Origin of the sequence: Halorubrum salinarum, from assembly GCF_013267195.1 — an archaeon.
Classification (GTDB): domain Archaea; phylum Halobacteriota; class Halobacteria; order Halobacteriales; family Haloferacaceae; genus Halorubrum; species Halorubrum salinarum.
This window is the reverse complement of sequence record NZ_CP053941.1, coordinates 966,755-985,966: the sequence shown is the minus strand read 5'-3', so window position 1 is coordinate 985,966 and position 19,212 is coordinate 966,755. Positions and strand designations below refer to the sequence as shown.

18 protein-coding genes and 1 tRNA gene are annotated in these 19,212 nt (G+C 71.3%); 11 read left to right on the top strand and 8 right to left on the bottom strand.

Going from position 1 to position 19,212, the window contains the following annotated elements:
- Nucleotides 1-54 precede the first annotated feature (54 nt).
- A complete protein-coding gene (locus HPS36_RS05030) occupies nucleotides 55-405 on the bottom strand; it encodes a PadR family transcriptional regulator (protein WP_173228861.1) in 351 nt (116 codons plus the stop codon).
- Between the two features lie 342 nt (nucleotides 406-747).
- On the opposite strand from HPS36_RS05030, the gene HPS36_RS05025 reads away from it, so the two are divergent.
- Together HPS36_RS05025 and HPS36_RS16970 are read left to right on the top strand one after the other, a co-directional pair.
- Nucleotides 748-1,281: an inorganic diphosphatase gene (locus tag HPS36_RS05025; RefSeq protein WP_173228859.1), complete on the top strand. Its 534-nt coding sequence runs from the start codon at nucleotides 748-750 to the stop codon at nucleotides 1,279-1,281.
- Nucleotides 1,282-1,378: 97 nt separating this feature from the next.
- Entirely contained in the window at nucleotides 1,379-1,501 is a 123-nt protein-coding gene (locus HPS36_RS16970; RefSeq protein ID WP_268898303.1) for a hypothetical protein, read from the top strand.
- Between the two features lie 8 nt (nucleotides 1,502-1,509).
- Here the strand turns inward: HPS36_RS16970 and HPS36_RS05020 are convergent, their stop codons facing one another.
- Both HPS36_RS05020 and HPS36_RS05015 read right to left on the bottom strand, forming a co-directional pair.
- Nucleotides 1,510-2,307, bottom strand: coding sequence for a helix-turn-helix transcriptional regulator (locus HPS36_RS05020; RefSeq protein ID WP_173228857.1), 798 nt, complete (start codon nucleotides 2,305-2,307; stop codon nucleotides 1,510-1,512).
- Nucleotides 2,308-2,391: 84 nt separating this feature from the next.
- Entirely contained in the window at nucleotides 2,392-2,640 is a 249-nt protein-coding gene (locus tag HPS36_RS05015; protein WP_007345008.1) for a hypothetical protein, read from the bottom strand.
- Nucleotides 2,641-2,857: 217 nt separating this feature from the next.
- Between HPS36_RS05015 and HPS36_RS17075 the strand changes: the two genes are divergently transcribed.
- On the top strand, nucleotides 2,858-2,989 hold the full coding sequence (locus HPS36_RS17075) for a DUF7503 family protein (RefSeq protein ID WP_449405247.1): 132 nt from the start codon (nucleotides 2,858-2,860) through the stop codon (nucleotides 2,987-2,989).
- Here the strand turns inward: HPS36_RS17075 and HPS36_RS05010 are convergent.
- Nucleotides 2,973-5,135, bottom strand: coding sequence for a caspase family protein (locus tag HPS36_RS05010; protein ID WP_173228855.1), 2,163 nt, complete (start codon nucleotides 5,133-5,135; stop codon nucleotides 2,973-2,975). The genes HPS36_RS17075 and HPS36_RS05010 overlap by 17 nt on opposite strands.
- 149 nt (nucleotides 5,136-5,284) lie before the next feature.
- On the opposite strand from HPS36_RS05010, the gene HPS36_RS05005 reads away from it, so the two are divergent.
- The 3 genes from HPS36_RS05005 (at nucleotide 5,285) to HPS36_RS04995 (ending at nucleotide 8,438) form a co-directional block, all read left to right on the top strand.
- Complete coding sequence (locus HPS36_RS05005; protein ID WP_173228853.1) at nucleotides 5,285-6,241, top strand: succinylglutamate desuccinylase/aspartoacylase family protein; 957 nt, start codon at nucleotides 5,285-5,287, stop codon at nucleotides 6,239-6,241.
- Entirely contained in the window at nucleotides 6,241-7,470 is a 1,230-nt protein-coding gene (locus HPS36_RS05000; protein WP_173228851.1) for a pyridoxal-phosphate dependent enzyme, read from the top strand. The genes HPS36_RS05005 and HPS36_RS05000 overlap by 1 nt, the downstream gene beginning before the upstream one ends.
- A 71-nt stretch (nucleotides 7,471-7,541) precedes the next feature.
- Complete coding sequence (locus HPS36_RS04995; RefSeq protein ID WP_173228849.1) at nucleotides 7,542-8,438, top strand: ketopantoate reductase family protein; 897 nt, start codon at nucleotides 7,542-7,544, stop codon at nucleotides 8,436-8,438.
- Between the two features lie 57 nt (nucleotides 8,439-8,495).
- On the opposite strand, the gene HPS36_RS04990 is transcribed toward HPS36_RS04995, so the two are convergent.
- On the bottom strand, nucleotides 8,496-8,717 hold the full coding sequence (locus HPS36_RS04990; RefSeq protein WP_053771909.1) for a DUF7556 family protein: 222 nt from the start codon (nucleotides 8,715-8,717) through the stop codon (nucleotides 8,496-8,498).
- 299 nt (nucleotides 8,718-9,016) lie between these two features.
- On the opposite strand from HPS36_RS04990, the gene HPS36_RS04985 reads away from it, so the two are divergent.
- From HPS36_RS04985 to HPS36_RS04975, 3 genes are read left to right on the top strand one after another with little or no spacing between them, the layout of a single operon-like run.
- Nucleotides 9,017-9,865, top strand: a complete 849-nt coding sequence (locus HPS36_RS04985; protein ID WP_173228847.1) for a CBS domain-containing protein — start codon at nucleotides 9,017-9,019, stop codon at nucleotides 9,863-9,865.
- On the top strand, nucleotides 9,866-11,656 hold the full coding sequence (gene glyS, locus HPS36_RS04980; protein ID WP_173228845.1) for a glycine--tRNA ligase: 1,791 nt from the start codon (nucleotides 9,866-9,868) through the stop codon (nucleotides 11,654-11,656).
- Nucleotides 11,657-11,660: 4 nt separating this feature from the next.
- A complete protein-coding gene (locus HPS36_RS04975; protein WP_173228843.1) occupies nucleotides 11,661-12,284 on the top strand; it encodes a diacylglycerol/polyprenol kinase family protein in 624 nt (207 codons plus the stop codon).
- 92 nt (nucleotides 12,285-12,376) lie between these two features.
- Here HPS36_RS04975 and HPS36_RS04970 read toward each other — a convergent pair.
- Nucleotides 12,377-12,461 (bottom strand) — tRNA-Ser (locus HPS36_RS04970).
- Nucleotides 12,462-12,619: 158 nt separating this feature from the next.
- Between HPS36_RS04970 and HPS36_RS04965 the strand changes: the two genes are divergently transcribed.
- On the top strand, nucleotides 12,620-13,582 hold the full coding sequence (locus HPS36_RS04965; RefSeq protein WP_173228841.1) for an AAA family ATPase: 963 nt from the start codon (nucleotides 12,620-12,622) through the stop codon (nucleotides 13,580-13,582).
- A 26-nt stretch (nucleotides 13,583-13,608) separates the two neighbouring features.
- On the opposite strand, the gene pyrE is transcribed toward HPS36_RS04965, so the two are convergent.
- Nucleotides 13,609-14,157 carry an orotate phosphoribosyltransferase gene (gene pyrE, locus HPS36_RS04960; RefSeq protein ID WP_121561495.1) on the bottom strand — a complete coding sequence of 183 codons (549 nt, stop codon included), beginning with the start codon at nucleotides 14,155-14,157 and terminating at the stop codon, nucleotides 13,609-13,611.
- 52 nt (nucleotides 14,158-14,209) lie between these two features.
- Nucleotides 14,210-17,404, bottom strand: a complete 3,195-nt coding sequence (locus tag HPS36_RS04955) for a PAS domain-containing protein (RefSeq protein ID WP_173228839.1) — start codon at nucleotides 17,402-17,404, stop codon at nucleotides 14,210-14,212.
- Nucleotides 17,405-17,717: 313 nt separating this feature from the next.
- Between HPS36_RS04955 and gatB the strand changes: the two genes are divergently transcribed.
- Entirely contained in the window at nucleotides 17,718-19,205 is a 1,488-nt protein-coding gene (gatB, locus tag HPS36_RS04950; RefSeq protein ID WP_173228837.1) for an Asp-tRNA(Asn)/Glu-tRNA(Gln) amidotransferase subunit GatB, read from the top strand.
- Nucleotides 19,206-19,212: the final 7 nt, after the last annotated feature.

The following is a 19,212-nucleotide window of genomic DNA, read 5'->3' as shown; positions in this document are numbered from 1 at the left end:
GCCAAAAGGGTCGGTTAGCGTTCGATGCCGGACGGCCCCGCGGGGCGCGCTCGACTACTCCAGCAGCGCGCGGACCTCGTCCGCGCGCTCCTCGTCGGTGACGAACCGGTCGAGGACCCACTCGATCTGCCCGAGGACCACGTCGTGGCCCTCCTCGGTGAGCTCGTACTGGTTCGTCCGCTTGTCGAGTTCGCTCTTTTCGACGAGCCCGTCGTCGACGAGATCGTCGAGGTTGGGGTACAGGCGGCCGTGGTTCACTTCGGAGCCGTAGTACGCCTCCAGCTCCCGCTTGATCGCGAGACCGTACATCGGCTCCTCGGCCAGGATGGTGAGGATGTTCTGCTGGAACGCCGTGAGATCGCTCGCCGCCCTCGATTCATCAGTGACTGTTTGTGCCTCTGACATGCGTAGTGGAAAGGGGCCCGAACTTATAGTCTTTCTCAACATTCACGATCGTTGCGATGCGTAACCTCGAACGGTTGTCCGGATCCCTCGGTATCGACGGTCTCTTCGCGGACATCCGTGCGATCCGCCGGCGGACTGCGTTCGACCGATCGATTCCGTTCGCGCCGAGTGCGCCGACGATCCGTCGGTCGCATCGCCGTTTCGGTTCGCGATCGAAACCCGGGGTTCGACCCCTGACGGGGCGAATCGGCGCTGCGGTTCGCCGTCCCCGTCGCGCCGCGCGTCCACCGGCTCAGGCGATCCCGAAAGGACTTTGCCCGGCTTCGACGCATCTTCGGGCACATGGTCAACCTCTGGGAGGATCTCGAGACGGGACCGAACACGCCGGACGAGATCTACGCCGTCGTCGAGTGTCTCAAAGGCGAGCGCAACAAGTACGAGTACGACAAGGACATCCCCGGCGTCGTCTTGGACCGCGTGCTCCACTCGAACGTCCACTACCCGTACGACTACGGGTTCATCCCGCAGTCGTACTACGACGACGAGGACCCCTTCGACGTGATGGTGCTCGTCGAGGACCAGACGTTCCCCGGCTGCGTCGTCGAGGCCCGCCCCGTCGCGCTGATGAAGATGGACGACGACGGCGAGCAGGACGACAAGGTGATCGCGGTGCCGACCGAGGACCCGCGGTTCGACCACATCGAGGACCTCGATGACATCCCGCAGCAGACCCTCGACGAGATAGACGAGTTCTTCGCGACCTACAAGAACCTCGAGGCCGGCAAGGAGGTCGAAACGCTCGGCTGGGAGGACAAGGCCGCCGCGAAGGACGCCATCGAGCACGCGCAGGACCTGTACGACGAGCACTTCGCGTAACGGACCGATAACCTGGACGCATCCGCCGCCCGCGGCCGGATGCGTTATGCCTATGGGTAATTTTTAGAATGTGAGTCGCGTACCCTCGCGTAGAGCCATGAGCGCCACCACGCCTTCCGTCGGCATCGATCACCCGACGGTCGTTCCTGCGAACTTCGACCCGGACGACGACGCGGCCGACGCGGCGGCCGAGGAGACCGCGACGACCGACGACGCGTAGCCGACTCCTCAGACGCGTTCGACGACGGCGGAGAGCGGCGTCGCCTCGTCCCGAAGCGACGCGAACGCCTCGTCGACCCAGTCGACGACGGTCTCGTCCGTCGATTCGAGCACGCATCGCGGGTTGTTCCGCTCGTCGTACGCGGCCACGCACGCGACGTCGCCGCACCGGACGAGCCCGTACTCTATCGGCTCGGCGCTCACGTACACCGTCGCGTCGTCGTCGTACAGGGCGCGGTCCGTCGCCGGACCGAACTCCGCGACCGACGCGTCGGCGACGTCGCGGTCGATGATCAGCTCCACGTCCGCGCCGCCGTCCAGCGCCGCGGCCGCCGCGTCGTTGAACTGCTGGAGGACGACCGGGGAGACGGCCCGGATCTCGGCGCCGCGGCTCTCGCGGAGGAGGTCCGTGAGCCGGTCGACCACCGCCAGCGGGTTCTGATCGGACGCCACCGTGAGGTCGCTGTCGGGGATCCCCTCCGGCGGGAAGTCGACGCCGACACGCTCGACGGTCTCGGCGAACCGCCCGTAGCGCTCGCCGCGTTCCACCTCGGTCAGGAGCGCCTCGTACGCGTCGTGAACGCGTACTCCGGTCGGCGTCACCCGGTAGTCGGCGTCGCGTTTCACGACCCAGTTCCGCTCGCGGAACCCCCCGAGGATCCGCTGAACCGTCGTTCGGGTCGCGTCGACCGCGTCGGTCAGTTCGGCCGGACGCCGCGGCTCCTCGCGCAGCGCCCGGAGTATCGCGACCCGAACGGGCGAGCCGGCGAGGTACTGTGCGCCGTCGTGTCCGTCCTCGGCCGTCATCGTACGATCCGTGTGTACGGGTACCGCCGTGTTAACCGTACCGCGTCCTCGCGGCGGTCGCCGCGACCCGCGCGCTCCCGTCGCTCAGTCCCGGTAGCGGAACGAGACGACGGTGCCGACGGTGTCCTCGCCGGCGATGCGCTCCGTGGTCACGGTCACGGCCGCGAGCGCGTCCGCGCCGAGCGCCTCCTCGATCACCGCCCGCAGCGCGTCGGGGTCGGCGCCTTCCTGTCTCACCGGCACGCGGACCTGTCGGCGGTTGACCGCGACGTCGCCGAGGTCGTACTCCGTGTGCTCGAACGCCTCCCGGATCGCCGCTTCGATGTCGGTCATGGCACGGTCCGTTGCGCGCTGGGCGGTGAAAAAACGCGGTCTTCAGTGACGGTCGCGAGAGCGGCGGTTTTCGGTCGTTGTCGATCGGGGTAGAACGGGCAATTTCTCGAAGTTTAGCGGCCATGTTTATTTAATACAGATAATTTATAGTTCAAACATCTCTATAATCCAACCGCAGAACAATCTCAATATTTATTTATCCTGATACTTTTCGAATATGCACGAAAGTGTCGCAGATTACCTGGCAGAGCACCCAAAAATGGCCGGCGTCCTGTTCACCGCGCTGCTGCTGTTAACGCAGGCGGCGCCTGCGGTGGCGAATCAGGCAGCTTCTAATCCCGGTCCTTAATCGTCTCAATCTTATCATTCCAAGTTAATTCGCCGTTGTAAAAAATCGGTGTATTTTCCAGGTCAAGGAAGGAAGCAACCTCCTCATCGTCTATTGAGGTTATGTTTATTGTCGATGGAACAATATGATTAGAGCCATCTTGGTTTAAATTCAGTGTTGTCATGGTCCCTACCCCATATGGGCCATTTGGGAACGTTCCAACATTCACATCCCAGCCTGATTTGTTCTCATTTCTTAGATTGATTACTAATGCTACACCGCTCCTGCTCTGACAAACGGTCGTCCCCCCGTCGCCCACCACGATGTACTGGTGGCCGGTAATCAGTTCGCGCTTCGCCACGTGAAGCGCGGTGCGGAGGTTGAACCCGCTGTTCATCAGGCGGGCGATGATCCGGCCGAGCGTCGTCGCGGGCGAGTTCGCCACGTCGGAGAGCGTGACGATGCCGCCGCGCGAGCCGCGGTGGACCAGGGCCTCGCCCTGCTGGTAGGACTGGCAGGCGTTGAGAAGGAAGGCGCTGACGCCGATCTCGAGGTCCTCGTCGGTCAGGTCGAGGTAGCTGTCCGCGCACTGCATCCCGCGGTCGTCGACGTGTCCGATGTAGTGGAGGAAGTCCACGTCGGATTCGAGGGTCTCGCGCATCTCCGCGCGCGTGAGGTCGTGGCGCACCTCGATGTCGAACTGGACCATGTCGCGGAGCCCGTAGAGGTCGGCGACGTTGCCCTCCTCGCGCATCTGCTCGTCGTTACAGACGACGAGGACGGAGATGCGCGACTGCTCGACCTGACCCGCTTCGAGCCGACGGTGGTACGCGTCGAGCGTCGCCTTGTTCGCGTCGAGCGGGACGCCGTCGCCGACCCACGCGTGCTCGACGGTGTCGACCGGCTCCGGGCGGACGAAGTCGGTCTGGGCGGCGACGGCGCCGCGCTCCGCGGAGGCGTCCGCGCCGCGGGTGGCCGCCGCGCTCGCGCCGCCGCGCACGAACTCGTCGTCTCCGAGGCCGATGCCGCCGGCCGGGGCCTCCCGCCTCGTCGCCCGCGCGGAACTCCGGTCCGCGCCGCCCAGGAAGCCGACGCCGACTCCTCCGTCATCCTCCACCGGCGTGACGGTCTCCGGCGAGCGAACGATGGACAGCTCGCCCGCGACGAACGGGAGCATCTCCACGTTCTCCGGGTCGGGTCGGACGTCCGTCGTCAGAGTCCACTGCGGCAGCTCTGGCTCGACCGCCTCGAAGGGCACGTCGAGGTACTCGCCGAGCCGCTCCGCGAGCGGGAGGTCGTACAGCCGCCCCCAGTCGAGGTCGAGGCCGGTCGTCTCGCGCTCGTGGAGGTCGACCGGGTAGAACCCCTCCGTGCGGGCGAGACAGTCCATGTGGAACGACTGCCTGAGCACCTGGGCGGTCCGCGCCTCGAAGCCGGGTTCGAGCGGGTACGTCCACCCGTCGCCCTCGATCCGCGGGTCGTCGCCCGGCACCACGTCGGCCGCGAAGTAGTACGCCAGCGAGACGACTGGGTAGAGGTAGCGGTACTCGGGCGGGACGACGATCCGAACGCCGCTGTCGACGGGCTCAACCCGCTCGGGGACCCGGAACTCGTCGCCGGGTTCGATCAGCGGAGGATGCCCCCGCAAGGTGGGGAACGACCGCTCGGGACTGGTCGTCTGGAGCGCGGAGCCGAGCAGCGAGACGGCGTCCATCAGCGACTCGGGGTCGGTCGGGGCGGTGATCGTCCCCGCCGGCGTCTGGTGGAGCGACCGGAAGCCGAGCCCGACGGTCCCCGGCGCGTCGAGGTCGATCCGGGTGGTCCGGTCGGTCGTCGAGACGGAGAAGCCGGCGTCGAAGGTGAGGTACAGCTTCGTCGGCGCCGGGTTGATCCCGACGTGGTACGTCCCGTCCGGCATCGTGTAGCAGTCGCCGTGGGTGAGCAGCGTCCCGTCGCCGGCGCGCGTCTCGACGACCGCGACGCGCGGGATCTCGATCGCCCCGGTCTCGACGGCGACGCTGGCGTCGACCGGGAAGTAGTGGTCCGATTCGGGCCGTCGTCGCGGCTCGACCGGCCGGTCGGTGTACACGTCGAACTGGGTGTTCTCGATGTGGTCCGTGACGGTGATCCCGTCGGCCTCGCGCAGCGGGTCGATGTCGATGCTCATGGGGGCTCCGCGGCCGTCGTTCGGGCCGATGAGGACGGACGCCGCGGGGGTTGGTACCGTCCGGTTGGGCGAAAGCGGCGATAAAGCTTGCGTCGGTCGGATCGCCGCGGACCGAACGGATAAAGTCCCGGCCGCCCCACCTCCGCGTAATGATAACGCTGGGAACGGCCCGCGCCGCTCCGGGCGAGACGGACACGGGCCGTCTCGAGGTGGGGGAGATGCGGGACGGGAGCCCCGTCCGGCTGCCGGTCGCCGCGGTCAACGGCGCGGCCGACGGGCCGACGCTGTACGTCCAGGCGGTGAGCGACGGCGACGAGCTGAACGGGCTCGGCGTCGTCAACCGCGTCGTCCCGCGCCTCGACCCGGCCGAGCTGTCCGGGTCGGTCCTCGTCGTCGGCATCGTGAACCACTTCGCGTTCCAGGCGGCGGAACACCGGAACCCGGTCGACGACCGGAAGATGAACCGCGGCTACCCCGGCGACGCCGACGGGACGACGAGCGAGCGGATCGCCCACGAGACGTTCCAGGTCGCCAAGCGCGCCGACTACATCCTCGACCTCCACCAGGGGTCGACGAGCCGGATGATAAACGAGACGCGCGTCCGCTGCGGCGTCCGCCACCGCCTCCACGGCGACTGCTTAGAGCTCGCGAAGGCGTTCGGCTGCGGGCACGTCCTCGACATCAAGGGCCCGGACGGCCAGCTCGCCCGGGCCGGTCCGGAACACGGGATCCCCACCGTCGACCCCGAGCTCGGCGGCTGCGTCGGCTGGGACGAGGAGTCGATCCGGTACGGCGTCGAGGGCGTGTTCAACGTGCTCCGGCACTACGGGTTCCTCGACGGCGACGCCGCCCTCGACTCGCAGACGCGCGCCCGCGGCTTCGACCAGTACGGCTCGCCCGCCGGCGGCTTGGTCCGCTTCGAGCGCGAACTCGGCGAGCGCGTCTCGGCCGGCGACGTCCTCTTCGAGGTGACCGACACCTTCGGCGCCTTGGAGGGCCGCGTCACCGCCGACACGGACGGGATATTCTGGCGGACGCGTCGGCTCCCGCAGGTGGCCGCAGGCGAGTACGTCTGCTCGATCGGTACCAACGTCGACGAGTACTGATGGGTTCCCCCGACGGATCGAGCGGAGGAGTGCGCGCCCTCCGCTGTCCGGACTGCGGCGAGACGTACCGCGACCGCTGGCGCTGCCGGTGCGGCGCCCCCCTCGACTTCGCCGAGCCTCCGGTTCCGGACGGTCCCGCGCCCGACCCCCAGTCGTTCGACGCGCGCGACGGTCTGTGGGCGTTCGACGGCTTCCTCGCCGTCGGCGACGACCCCGCTGACCGGGTGACGCTGGGCGAGGGGCTGACGCCGCTCGTCGACGCCGACCGGGGCCGCGGATCCGCGGAGAACGCGGACGGCGGCGACGCCGCGCCGTGGAACGCGTCGTTCAAGCTGGAGTACGTCTTCCCGACCGGCTCGTTCAAGGACCGCGGCGCGACGACGACGCTGACGCGGGCCCGCGAGCTGGGCGTCGAGCGCGTCGTCGAGGACTCCTCCGGCAACGCCGGCGCCGCGGTCGCGACCTACGCCGCCCGCGCCGGAATGGCGGCCGAGATCTACGTCCCCGCCGACGCGAAGGAGTCGAAGCTCGCGGCGATCCGTCGCGCCGGCGCCGAGCCGGTCCGGATCGAGGGGAGTCGGCGGGACGTGACCGAGGCGTGCGTCGCGGCGCTCGACGGAAGCGGAGACGACCCCGCGGGCGACGCCGGCGGCCCGGCCGCCGACGGGGACGACGACCCGGCCTGGTACGCCAGCCACGCCTGGAACCCGGCGTTCTTCGAGGGAACCGCCACGGTCGCGTACGAGATCGCGTACCAGAGCGGCTGGGACGCCCCCGACGCGGTCGTGACGCCGCTCGGCCACGGGACGCTGTTCCTCGGCGCCTACCGCGGGTTCCGGCGGCTCGAACGGGCCGGCTGGACCGACTCCGTCCCCCGGCTCTACGGCGCGCAGGCGGCCGGCGTCGCGCCCATCGTCCGGGCGCTCCACGGCCCGGATGCCGCCGATCCGGAGGGCGTCGTCAACGCCGCGGCCGACGGGATCCAGATCGCCGAGCCGGTCCGGGACCGCGAGATCCTGTCTGCCGTCGACGCGACGGACGGCGACGCGGTCGCGGTCACCGAGGCGGCCGCGACCCGCGAACTCGACCGGCTCCACGCCGCCGGGTTCTACACGGAGCCGACCTGCGCGGTCGCGCCCGCCGCGCTGCGGACCCTCCGCGACCGCGGGGAGATCGATCCCGACGAGGACGTGGTCGTGCCGCTGACCGGCAGCGGGCTGAAGGGCTGAGGCGGACGGCGCGGTCGGCACCGACCCGCCCCACCGTCACCACTATTCAGCCGGCGCCCGTCGCCGTCGGTATGGAGGTGCTCGTCTACGGCGCCGGCGCGCTCGGGAGCCTCGTGGGCGGGCTGCTGGCGCGCGAACACGACGTGACGCTCGTCGGCCGCGACCCGCACATGCGGACGATCCGGGAGGACGGCCTCCGGATCGACGGCGAGATCGACGCCCGCGTCGCCCCTCGCGCGCTCACCGACGGGCGGCACCGCGCCGCCGACCTCGCCCTCGTCACGACGAAGGCGTACGACACCGACGCGGCCGCCCGGGCGCTCGCCACGGGGGAGTACGAGGCGGTCTGCTCGCTCCAGAACGGGCTCACCGAGGAGCGACTGGTCGCCGCGCTCGACGCGACGGTCCTCGCCGGCACCGCGACCTACGGCGCCCGGTTCGCGGAGCCGGGCCGGGTCACCTGTACCGGCGTCGGCGAGGTGGTGGTCGGCGCGCTCTCCGGGGGCCCGAGCCCGGCGGCCGCGCGGGTCGGCGCGGCCTTCGAGGCGGCCGGGATCGAGGCGGTCGTCGCCGAGGACATGCCGGTCCGCCGCTTCGAGAAGCTCGCGGTCAACGCCGGGATCAACGGCCCCTCCGCGCTCGCGCGGACCGAGAACGGGCCGACGCTGGACGGCCCGGCGGGCGAGGTCGCCCGCGAGGCCGCCCGCGAGACGGCCGCGACGGCCCGGGCGGTCGGGGTCGACCTCGCCGACGACCGGGCGGTCGCGGCCGTCGAGCGCGTCGCCGATCGCACCGCCGCGAACCGGTCGTCGATGTGCGAGGACGTGGCGAACGGCCGCCGGACCGAGGTCGACGCCGTCTACGGGGCGATCGCCGACCGAGCGGAGCGTCACGCCGTGGCGGTTCCGACGTGCCGGACCGTCGGGTCGCTGATCCGCGGCTGGGAGGCGGCGCGGGGGCTCCGGTAGGGGTAGACGAACTGCGAAAAGGGTCCGGCGCCGGCGGCGTCCGCGGCCGCTACGCGCTCAACACCACTCTTCGAGGACGGTCGCGTCGGTCTCGTCGACCGACACCCACGCGTCCTCCCGCGAGACGTCCGCGATGACGAGCTCCGGTCGCGACGACGAGGAGTCGATGGACGCCATCACGTCCGGCGCCTCGGCGGCGTCGAGCGCCGGGTCCGTCGGCAGCGCCGTCCGACGGCGGTCGGGGTCCGGGTCGTCCCAAGGAGTGGAACTCCGTGACATGGTTGTGAATAGTTCACAGTACGTATAAGAGTTGCGAACCCGACCGGAATCCGCCGTCAGATCCGAGTTTCCCGGGACCGCCGGCCGACGTATCTCCCGATACCCGGCCCCTCGGCCGACGATGTGCTCGAACGTGTCGAGTTTCTCATCGGCTCACCGGGGGCTCCCGCGCCGGGGGCTTCCGCGCCGGGATTCCGGCTCTGCGCGTCTCCGCGCGGCCGGCCTTTCCGCTGTGCGCCACGCGGTCCGTCTCCGCCCACCTTCGCAGTATACAAGAGGTGTCACGCTGAATGACGGGCATGAACGTCGCAGACGCCATGACGCCCCGGTCGGAGCTCGTCGTCGTCGAGATCCCCGGGAGCCGCAACGACGTGTTGGAGTACATCCAGGAGCACGGCTTCTCATCGGTGCCGGTCGTGAAAGACGTCGACGGCGACGAGGTGTACCGCGGGCTCGTCACGCGCGACGACCTGATCGAGCAGCCGGACGAGGACCAGCTCGCGCTGCTGATGCGCGAGGTGCCGACCGTCGCGGCCGACGACGACATGGTCGAGGCCGCCCGGACGATGGTCGCGGAGGAGTCCCGGCGCCTCCCCGTCGTCGACGGCGACGAGCTCGTCGGCATCCTCACCGTCACCGACGTGGTGCGGGCGATCGCCCGCGGCGAGGTCGACGGGGAGACCCAGGTCGGCGAGCTCGCGACGCGCGCGGTCAACGCGACCCACGCCGGCACGCCGCTGCCGGTCGCCGAGCGCGAGATCGGGCTCTCCGGGGTCCCGTACGCGGTCGTCCTCGACGACGAGGCCGCGGTCGCGGGGATGCTCACCGAGGTCGACATCCTCGAGGTCGCCCGCGTGGTCGAGGGGGAGGCGAGCACCGGCGACTCGATCGCCGAGGAGGACTCCGAGTGGTCCTGGGAGGGGATCAAGGCGACCGGCGCGCGCTACCTCCCCACCCGGAACGTCGAGATCCCGGCCGAGGCGGTCCGCCACTTCATGACCGAGGACCTGATCACGGTCAACGCCACGCGGACGGCCCGGGAGGTCGCCCAGGAGCTCATCAGCAACGACATCGAGCAGGTCCCGCTCGTCTCCGGCACGGACCTCGACGGGATCGTCCGGGACGTGGACCTGCTGGAGGGGCTGTAGATGGCCGCGGACGCGCTCGCCGAACTCGCGAAGCGCCGCGGGTTCTTCTTCGGCTCGAACGGCGCGTACGGCGGCACCGCCGGCTTCTACACGTTTGGCCCGCAGGGCGCCGCCCTCAAGCGGAACGTCGAGGACGCGTGGCGCGACCGGTTCACCATCCGCGAGGGGAACCGCGAGATCGAGGCGCCGACGGTGATGCCAGAGGCCGTCTTCGAGGCCTCCGGCCACCTGGAGGGGTTCGACGACATGCTCGTCGAGTGCCCCGAGTGCGGCGAGTCCCACCGCGCCGACCACCTCGTCGAGGACGCCACCGACGTCGAGGACGCCGAGGCGCTCCCCGGCGAGGAGGTCGCCGAGCTGATCGCCGACGCCGGCATCGCCTGCCCGGCCTGCGGCACCGAGCTCGCCGGCCAGCCGGTCGAGGCGTTCAACCTCATGTTCGCGACCGACATCGGTCCCGGCGACGCCCAGCCCGGCTACCTCCGCCCGGAGACCGCGCAGGGGATCTTCGTCGAGTTCCCGCGGCTGAAGGAGTACGCCCGCGGGAACCTCCCGTTCGGCATCACCCAGATCGGCCCCGCCTACCGCAACGAGATCTCGCCGCGCGGCGGGCTCCTCCGGCTCCGCGAGTTCACGCAGGCCGAGTTAGAGCAGTTCATCGACCCCGAGGAGGACGAGCCGCCGCTCGACCGCGTCCGCGACGTGGAGGTCCGGCTGTACCCGGCAAGCGAGCAGGAGGCGGACGACGGCGACTACCTCGACACGACGGTCGGCGAGGCGGTCGACGAGGGCGTCATCGGCTCCCCGTGGGTCGGCTACTACCTCGGCGTCGCCCAGGAGTGGTACGAGCGCGTCGGCGTCGACCTCGACCGCTTCCGGTTCCGCCAGCACCTCGCGGGCGAGCGCGCCCACTACGCGGCCGACTGCTGGGACGCGGAGAGCGAGGTCGACGGCGACTGGATCGAGATCGCCGGCTTCGCGTACCGCGGCGACTACGACCTCTCGAAGCACGACGAGTACGGCGACGACGCGTTCACCGTCTTCAAGCGCTACGACGAGCCGAAGACGGTCGAGCGCGCGACGGTCGACCCCGACATGTCCGTGCTGGGGCCCGAGTTCGGCGGCGACGCCGCCGCGGTCGCCGAGGCGCTGGAGGCGCTCGCCGAGCGCGACCCCGACGCCTTCGACGGCGAGACGGTGACCGTCGACGTGGACGGCGAACCGCGCGAGGTCGACGCCGACGTCGCGGACTTCTCGGTCGAGGAGGTGACCGAGAGCGGCGAGCACATCACGCCCCACGTCGTCGAGCCGTCGTTCGGCGTCGGGCGGACCGTCCAGACGCTGCTCGCGCACGCCTACGAGACCGACGAGGTCGACGGGGAGGAGCGGACGTACCTCTCCTTAGCGCCCGAGGTCGCGCCGCAGGACGCCGCGGTCTTCCCACTCGTCACCAACGACGACCGCCTCACGGCGCTCGCCGACGAGGTCGCGGCCGACCTCCGCGCGGCGGGGCTCGCGGTCGCGTACGACGACTCCGGCTCGATCGGCCGCCGGTACCGGCGGCAGGACGAGGTCGGCACGCCGTTCTGCGTCACGGTCGACCGCGACGGCATCGAGGGCGACGGCCCCGACACCGTCACGCTCCGCGAGCGCGACTCCGCGGCGCAGGTCCGGATCCCCGTCGCGGACCTCGCCAACGAGCTGACCGCGCTGCGCGAGGGCGAGCCGTTCGCCGCTGTCGCGGACCGGTACGACGCGGTCGACACCGACATCGAGACCGCGGGGAACTGAGGGCGTGACGCTCCCGGCCGCGGCGTGGCGCGAGCGCGTGGAGTTCGAGCGGCGGCTGGTCCACGCGAGCGGCACCCTCTACCCGGTCCCGTACCTGCTGGGCTGGATCTCGTGGCGGACGACCGGCCGGCTGCTCCTCGTGAGCGTCGCCGTCGCGGCCGTCCTCGAAACGCTCCGACTCTCGGGGTCGGTCGGCCCGCTCGACCCGCTGTACGACGCCTTGGTCAGGGAGTACGAGTCCGACAGCGTCGCCGGCTACGCGCTGTACCAGGTGAGCATGGCGGGCACCGCGTTCCTCTTCGCGCCGGTGTTCGCCGTGCCCGCGATGTGGATGCTCTCGGTCGGCGACCCGATAAGCGGCGGCCTCGGCGAGAACGCGGCGACGGAGCCGAAGCGCCTCTCGGTGGTGGCGGCGATGGTGTTCGTCTGCTTCGGGATCGCCGTCCCGTACGCGATCCCCGAGTTCGGGCCCGACCCCGGCGTGATCGTCGCGCTCGCCGGCGCGATCCCCGCCGCGATCGCCGACGGACTCCCGCCGCTCATCCGCGGCGTCGCCGTCGACGACAACCTCACCATCCCGCCCGCGGCCGCCGGCGGAATGTTCCTCGCGGCGGCGCTGATCGCGTAGCGCGGTCGACGGAGACCGCGTAGCGCGGTCGCTCGGTCCCGCTCGGTTCTGAGGTGACGGCGCCGTCGCTCGCCGAATTGGGCTGAGAGAAGCGCCGAGGCGGAGATTTGAACTCCGGTGTCCGAATGGACAGTAGATTTCGAATCTACCGCCTTGGCCAGGCTAGGCTACCTCGGCTCACTCTCCGGTTGGCCGGTTCCGCTGTTATGCGTTTCGATCGCGCCCGCGGCGCGGTGCCCCGATCGCCGCCGACCGCGCCGGGGTCCTGGCGTCCCCGTCCCCCCGCGGTCTCCGGTTCCGGCAACGCTTTTCGGCCCGGCTCCCGTGCGGTCGGTATGGACGTCCCCGAAGCGGCCGACGCCTGCTCCCGCGTCGTCGACGAGGTCGGCGGCGCCGTCGTCGCCGACCGCGAGTTCCTCGACCGCGTCACGCTCGGCATCCTCGCCCGCGGCCACGTCCTCCTGGAGGACGTGCCCGGCACCGGCAAGACCCTCTCTGCGCGCTCGTTCGCGACCGCGCTCGGCCTGGAGTTCTCCCGGATCCAGTTCACCCCCGACCTCCTCCCGGCCGACGTCACCGGCACCAACGTGTTCGACGAGCGCGACGGCTCCTTCTCGTTCTCGCCGGGGCCGATCTTCGCGAACGTCGTCCTCGCCGACGAGATCAACCGCGCACCGCCGAAGACGCAGGCGGCGCTGCTGGAGGCGATGGAGGAGGGCCAGGTGACCGTCGACGGCGACACCCACGAGCTGCCGAGCCCGTTCTACGTCATCGCGACCCAGAACCCGGTCGAGAGCGAGGGCGCGTTCCCGCTGCCGGAGGCCCAGCTCGACCGCTTCACGATCAAGACCTCCATCGGCTACCCCGACGAGGACGGCGAGCTGGAGCTGCTCCGGCGCCGCGCCGGGCGCGTCGAGCAGTCGCCGACCGTCGACCGCGTGCTCGACCCCGACGCCGTGGCGGCGCTGCGGGAGGTCCCCGAGTCGGTCCGCGTCGAGGACGACCTGCTGCGCTACGCGGCGGCGCTCGCGCGGGCGACCCGCGAGGACCGCCGCGTCGAGGCTGGCGTCTCCCCCCGCGGCACCCAGCGGCTCTTCGAGACCGCCCGCGCGGCCGCCGTCCTCGCCGGCCGCGAGTTCGTCACGCCGGACGACGTGAAGCGGGTCGCGGAGCCGACGCTCGCCCACCGGCTCGTGTTGACGCCCGACGCCGCCGTCAACGACGTCGACGAGCGCGACGTGATCGCCGACGTGCTCGACCGCGTCGCGGTGCCGACGGTCGAGCCGCCGGAGGCCTGAGGCGCCTCGGCGCCGCGGCGCCTAGGTTACTCCGCGTCCCGCTCCGCCAGCAGCTCCGTCGCCGTGAGCAGCGACTCCAGCTCCGCGTCGTGTTCTTCGAGCAGCTCCGCGGCGCCCTCCTCGCGGTCGACGACGACCAGCACGCGGTCCACGGTCGCGCCCGCCTCGCGGAGCGCCTCCACCGCGTCGACCGCGGACTGCCCCGTCGTGGCGATGTCCTCGATCACGACGACCTCTTCGCCGTCGTCGAGCCGGCCCTCGATCCGGTTGCCCGTCCCGTACTCCTTCGCCTGCTTGCGCGCGATGACGTACGGGCGGCCGAGCTCCGCGGCCGTGACGGCCACCAGCGGGACCGCGCCGAGCGCGACGCCCGCCAGCTTCGCGTCCGTCTCGGCGAGCCGGTCGGCGAACGCCTCGGCGACGAGCGTCAGGGCGTCCGGGTCGGTCTCGAAGAGGTACTTGTCGACGTAGTAGTCGCTCGTGCCGCCGTGGGACAGCTCGAACTCGCCGAACCGGACGGCGTCGGCCGCGGTGAGCGCGGCGATCAGCTCGCGTCGTCGGTCGTCGTCGGTCATACACGGAGACGGACCGCCGCCGACAATAAACGGGTCGGAACGCGGAGGGCGGCTACCGCTCGTCCCCGCCGTCGAGCCCGGGACCGCTCCGCTCCGCCGCCGGGAGCACGAGCGTCACCGTCGTCCCCTCGCCGTCGAGCCCGGGGCCGAACCGGATCTCGCCGCCGTACGCCTCCACGACCCAGGCGGCGATCCACAGCCCGACGCCGGTGTTGTGCTGTAGCTGCGTCACCTCGCTGTCGCCGGTGATCACGTCCCGGACCGCGGCCGCGATCCCGGGGCCGTCGTCGGCGACGCGCACTGCCACGACGCCGTCGTCCGGGTCGCGCTCGGCGGTCACCGCGACGCGCGGGGCGTCCCCGCCGTGCTCGACGGCGTTCTCCACGAGGTGGTCGACCGCGACCGAGAGGCGGTCGTCGCCCCGCACCGCGGTCCCAGCCGGCACGTCGGTGGTGATCCGCGCGTCGGGCCGCTCGGCCGCGTGCTTCGACGCGACCGCCTCGACGACCTCGGCCACGTCGACCGCGTCCGGGTCGGTCACGTACCCCTCCTCCACGACGCGGCGGAGCGTGGTGGCGCCGTCGGCGACGCCCGCCAGCCGCTTGCCCGTGGCCTCGATCCGCTCCGCGAAGTCGCTGACCTGCTCGTCGTCGCTGCGGTCGGCGATCTCGCCGGCGAAGCCGAACACGACGTTCAGCTCGTTCCGGACGTTGTGTCTGAGGATCCGGTTGACGATCCGCACGTACCGCTCGCGGCGCTTCCGGTCGGTGATGTCCGTGTAGATCCCGAACGCCCGACGGGTCCCCTCCGTCTCGTAGCTGAACCCGCGGAAGAGGAACTCCCGCGGGCCGTCCACGGTCTGCCGGCGGACCTCGCGCGTCGCGAACCCGCGCTCGCGGACCATCGCGTCGAGGTCCGCCTCCTCGTCGCCGCCGCGATCGCTGTCCCCCAGCCGGTCGTCCTGGATGTCCAACGCGCCGATCGTCCGGCCGCGGAGCGACGCCTCGTCCGCGCCGAACTGCTGCTCGAACGCGGGGTTGACCCCGTCTATCACCGTCTCGTCGTCCTCCAAGACGACCTCCATCACCGGGTCGGGGATCCGGTCGAACAGCCGCCGGAAGCGGTCACGCTCCGTCGACAGCTCGGTCTGCGTCCGCCGGAGGTCCGTCGTGTCGCTCAGCGACCCGACGACGCCGCCCCCGTGGTCGGAGAGCCGCGACAGCCGCAACTGGCCGTGCCGCGGCCGCGGGTCGCCCTCGCGCTCGGCGGTCAGTTCGATCGTCCGGGCCGGCTCGGGACCCCCGCCGGCGTCGGCCGTCGAGTCGGTGAGCGCCCCGACCGCGTCGGCCACCAGCGGCGCGTCGGCCGCGTCGACGAGCGCGTCGAGCCGCTCCCCGACGACCTCGTCGCGGTCGTCGGCCCCGAACCACGCGACGAACGGCGCGGTGGCGTACGTGACGGCGCCGTCGCCGTCGAGCACGCACACCATGTCGTCGACGTTCTTCAGCGCGTCCTCGTAGGTCCGGAGCCGGCGGCGGCGGTCCGCGGCGTCCATCGCCGCGACCGCGTTCGTCGCCAGCAGTTCGAGCACGGCGACGTCGTCCTCGCCGAAGGCGTCCGGTTCGACGGCGCCGACGATGACCACGCCGTGAGCGCCGAGCGGGACCGCCGCGACGGAGCGCATCCCGTGGTACGAGCGCCCGTCGCCGAGCGCCTCGATGTCGTCCATCACCCGCGGGTCGCCCGCCTCGAACACCCCGCCGGTGAACCCCTCGCCGGGACGACGCGGCCCGCGGCTGTCGGCGAACCGGTCGCCGACCCCGTCGCTCGTCGCGACCAGCCGGAGCCGGTCCGCGTCGGCGTCGTACAGCCGCACGCCGCTGATCTCGTAGCCCAGCACCTCGTCGGCGGCCTCGATCAGCCGGTCCGCGACGGCCTCCCTCCCGTCGGCCCGCTGGATGCCCTCCACGGTGCCGAGGAGCCGTTCGAGGATCCGCTCGCGGCGCTTCCGGTCCGTGATGTCCGCGAAGAACACGGAGAGCCCGTCGGGCGAGGGATACGCGGTCACCTCGGTCCACAGGTCCAGCGGCTCGTAGTAGCTCTCGAAGGAGACGGACTCCTGCGTCTCCATCGCCCGCCGGTAGTTCGTCTCGTACTCCTCGCCTATCGCCGCCGGGAACTCCGCCCAGACGTCGGCGCCGAGCAGCTCGTCCGGCTCGCGCTCTAACAGCGCCGCGGCCCGCTCGTTGACGTAGGTGAACCGCCAGTCGTCGTCGAGCGCGAAGAAGGCGTCGTCGATCCGTTCGAGGGTCTCCTCGAATCGGTCGACGGCCGCCTCGCGCTCCTCGCGGGCGACCCGCCGTTCGAGCGCCCGCCCCAGCCAGTCTGCGAGCAGCTCGACGAACAGCCGCTCGCGCTCGTCGAACGGTCGGTCGCGTCGCTCCGGGTCGAGGAAACAGAGCGTCCCGAACGTCTCGCCGTCGACGACGACACGGCCGCCGACGTAGCTGCCGAAGCCGAACGCCTCGTAGGACGGGTCGTCGCCGAGGCCCGCGGCCTCGGGGTCGGTGAACGCGACCACGTCGTCGCTCCGGACCGTCCGCTTGCAGTAGGTCAGGTCCAGCGGCAGCGTCCCGTCGTCGTCGAGCGCGTCCTCGGCGAGCGACGCCACCGTCCCGGTCCCGTCGCTGTACTGTCGGAGTTCGATGCGGTCGCCCTCGACCCGCGAGGAGTAGCCGATGGAGAGGTCGAGCCGGTCGCGGCCCAGCGCCAACAGCTCGTCGAGCTTCTCGTCGAGGTCGGTGGTCCGGTCCGAGACGATCCGAATGAACGGTTCCAGGGCGGCCTCGCGCTCCCGACGCAGCGTGTCGTCGGGTCGACGGTCCTCGCTCCCGGCGCCGAGGCGGTCCGCGAGCGTCTCGCCGTCGGCCGCCAGCCGGCGCCCGGAGGCGTACTCGACCCCGATCCGGCTCGCGTCGATCGCCGCGTCCGGGTCGTCTTCGACGGTGTACGCGAGCGTCGTCGCGTCGGGGTAGCGGTCGCGGACCGCCCGCAGGCGGTCCCGCACGGCGCGGCCGCGCTCGCCCGCCGCCCCGTCGCGCAGCCGGACGATCACCGCGTCCGGGCACCCGACGCCGTCGCCGTCGCTCTCCCGGCCGCCGTGCGGGACCGTCCGGGTCCCCTCCGGGAGGGCCCCCCACGCGGCGTCGACCGGCTCCCCGAGGTGAAGGGTCGACTCACCGGGCATCTGTTGGGGGCGTGCGTCGCGGTCGTCCGCGGCGGGGGCGGTCGGCGGCCGTCATCTCGGCCGCGGCCCTCTCGCCTCTCGTCGCCGGGCCGGGGAGACGGTCGACTCGCCGCCCCCGTTCGGCTCGGTACCCTCCCGGCTCGTCGCGTCGGTCATCGGCTCTGCTACGAACGTCCCCCACATAATCGTTCCCTCCGCGTTTTCGGAATCGATAGCGGCGGTGCCTCGCGGCGTCGCGACCGCGGCCGACCGGTCCGCGTCGGCGGCGACGGTCCCGACACGATTTAGGCGGCCCGCTCACAACGCTCCGGTAATGAGCACGCAGGCCGCGACGGCGGACCGGACAGTCGTGATCGGGCTGGAGGTCCACGTCCAGCTCGAGACCGACACGAAGATCTTCTGCGGCTGCTCGACGGAGCCCGCCGAGGACGAGGCGCCGAACACGCGCACCTGCCCGACCTGCCTCGGGCTGCCGGGCGCGCTCCCCGTCCTCAACGAGGCCGCCGTCGAGGCCGCCGTGAAGGTCGGGAAGGCGATCGACGCCGACATCCCCGAGACGACCACGTTCCACCGGAAGAACTACTACTACCCCGACCTCCCGAAGAACTTCCAGCTCACCCAGTACGACGCGCCGATCTGCGCCGAGGGCGAACTGGAGGTCCGCGTCGACGGCGACCCGCGCACCATCGGGATCACCCGCGCGCACCTCGAAGAGGACCCCGGCAGCCTCCAGCACGCCGGCGGCTCCATCGAGTCGGCGAGCCACACCCTCGTCAACTACAACCGCGCCGGCACTCCCCTCATGGAGATCGTCACGGAGCCGGACTTCCGCTCGCCGGCCGAGACGCGGGCGTTCCTCGCGAAGCTGGAGGAGGTCTTGGAGTACCTCGGCGTGTTCGACCCCGGCCGCGACGGGAGCCTGCGCGTCGACGCCAACGTCTCCTTAGTCCCCGCCGAACACGTCGCCGACGACGGGACGATCGACGCGGACGCGCTCGACGACGTGAACCGCGCCGAGGTGAAGAACATCTCCAGCCACAAGGGCGCGGAGCAGGCGCTCGCCTACGAGGTCACCCGCCAGGAGAACGTCCTCCGCCGCGGCCGCGAGATCGAACAGGAGACCCGCCACTGGGACGAGGACCGCGGCGTCACCGTCGGCATGCGCTCGAAGGAGGCCGAGAAGGACTACCGCTACTTCCGCGAGGGCGACCTCCCCGCGCTGGAGGTGGCCGACTGGAAAGAGCAGATCGCGATCCCGGAGCTCCCCGACGCCCGCCGCGAGCGCTTCCGCGACGAGTACGGGCTCGACCGCGAGGCGGCCTCGAAGCTCACCTCCACGAAGGCGGTCGCGGACTTCTTCGAGGACGTGGCCAGCGAGTTCGACCCCGACCTCGCGGCGACGTGGGTCGCCGACAACTTACTCGGCGAGCTCAACTACCGCGAGATGGCGATCACCGACGTCGAGGGCCGGCTCGACGAGTTCACGCGCCTGATCGAGCTCGTCGCCGCCGACGAGCTGACCGTGAAGAACGCCGAGGAGACCGTCCTCCGCGAGATGCTCGACGAGGGCGACGACCCCGAGACGATCATCGAGCGCGAGGACCTCGGCAAGGCCGAGAGCGGCGAGGTCGAGGCCGCGGTCGCGGCCGCCATCGACGAGAACCCCGACGCGGTCGCTGACTACCACGACGGCGACGAGGGCGCGATCAACTTCCTCGTCGGGCAGGTGATGCAGGCGACCGGCGGCAGCGCCGACCCCGGCCAGGTGAACGGCCTGCTCCGCGAGGAGCTGGACGGCTGAGCCGCGG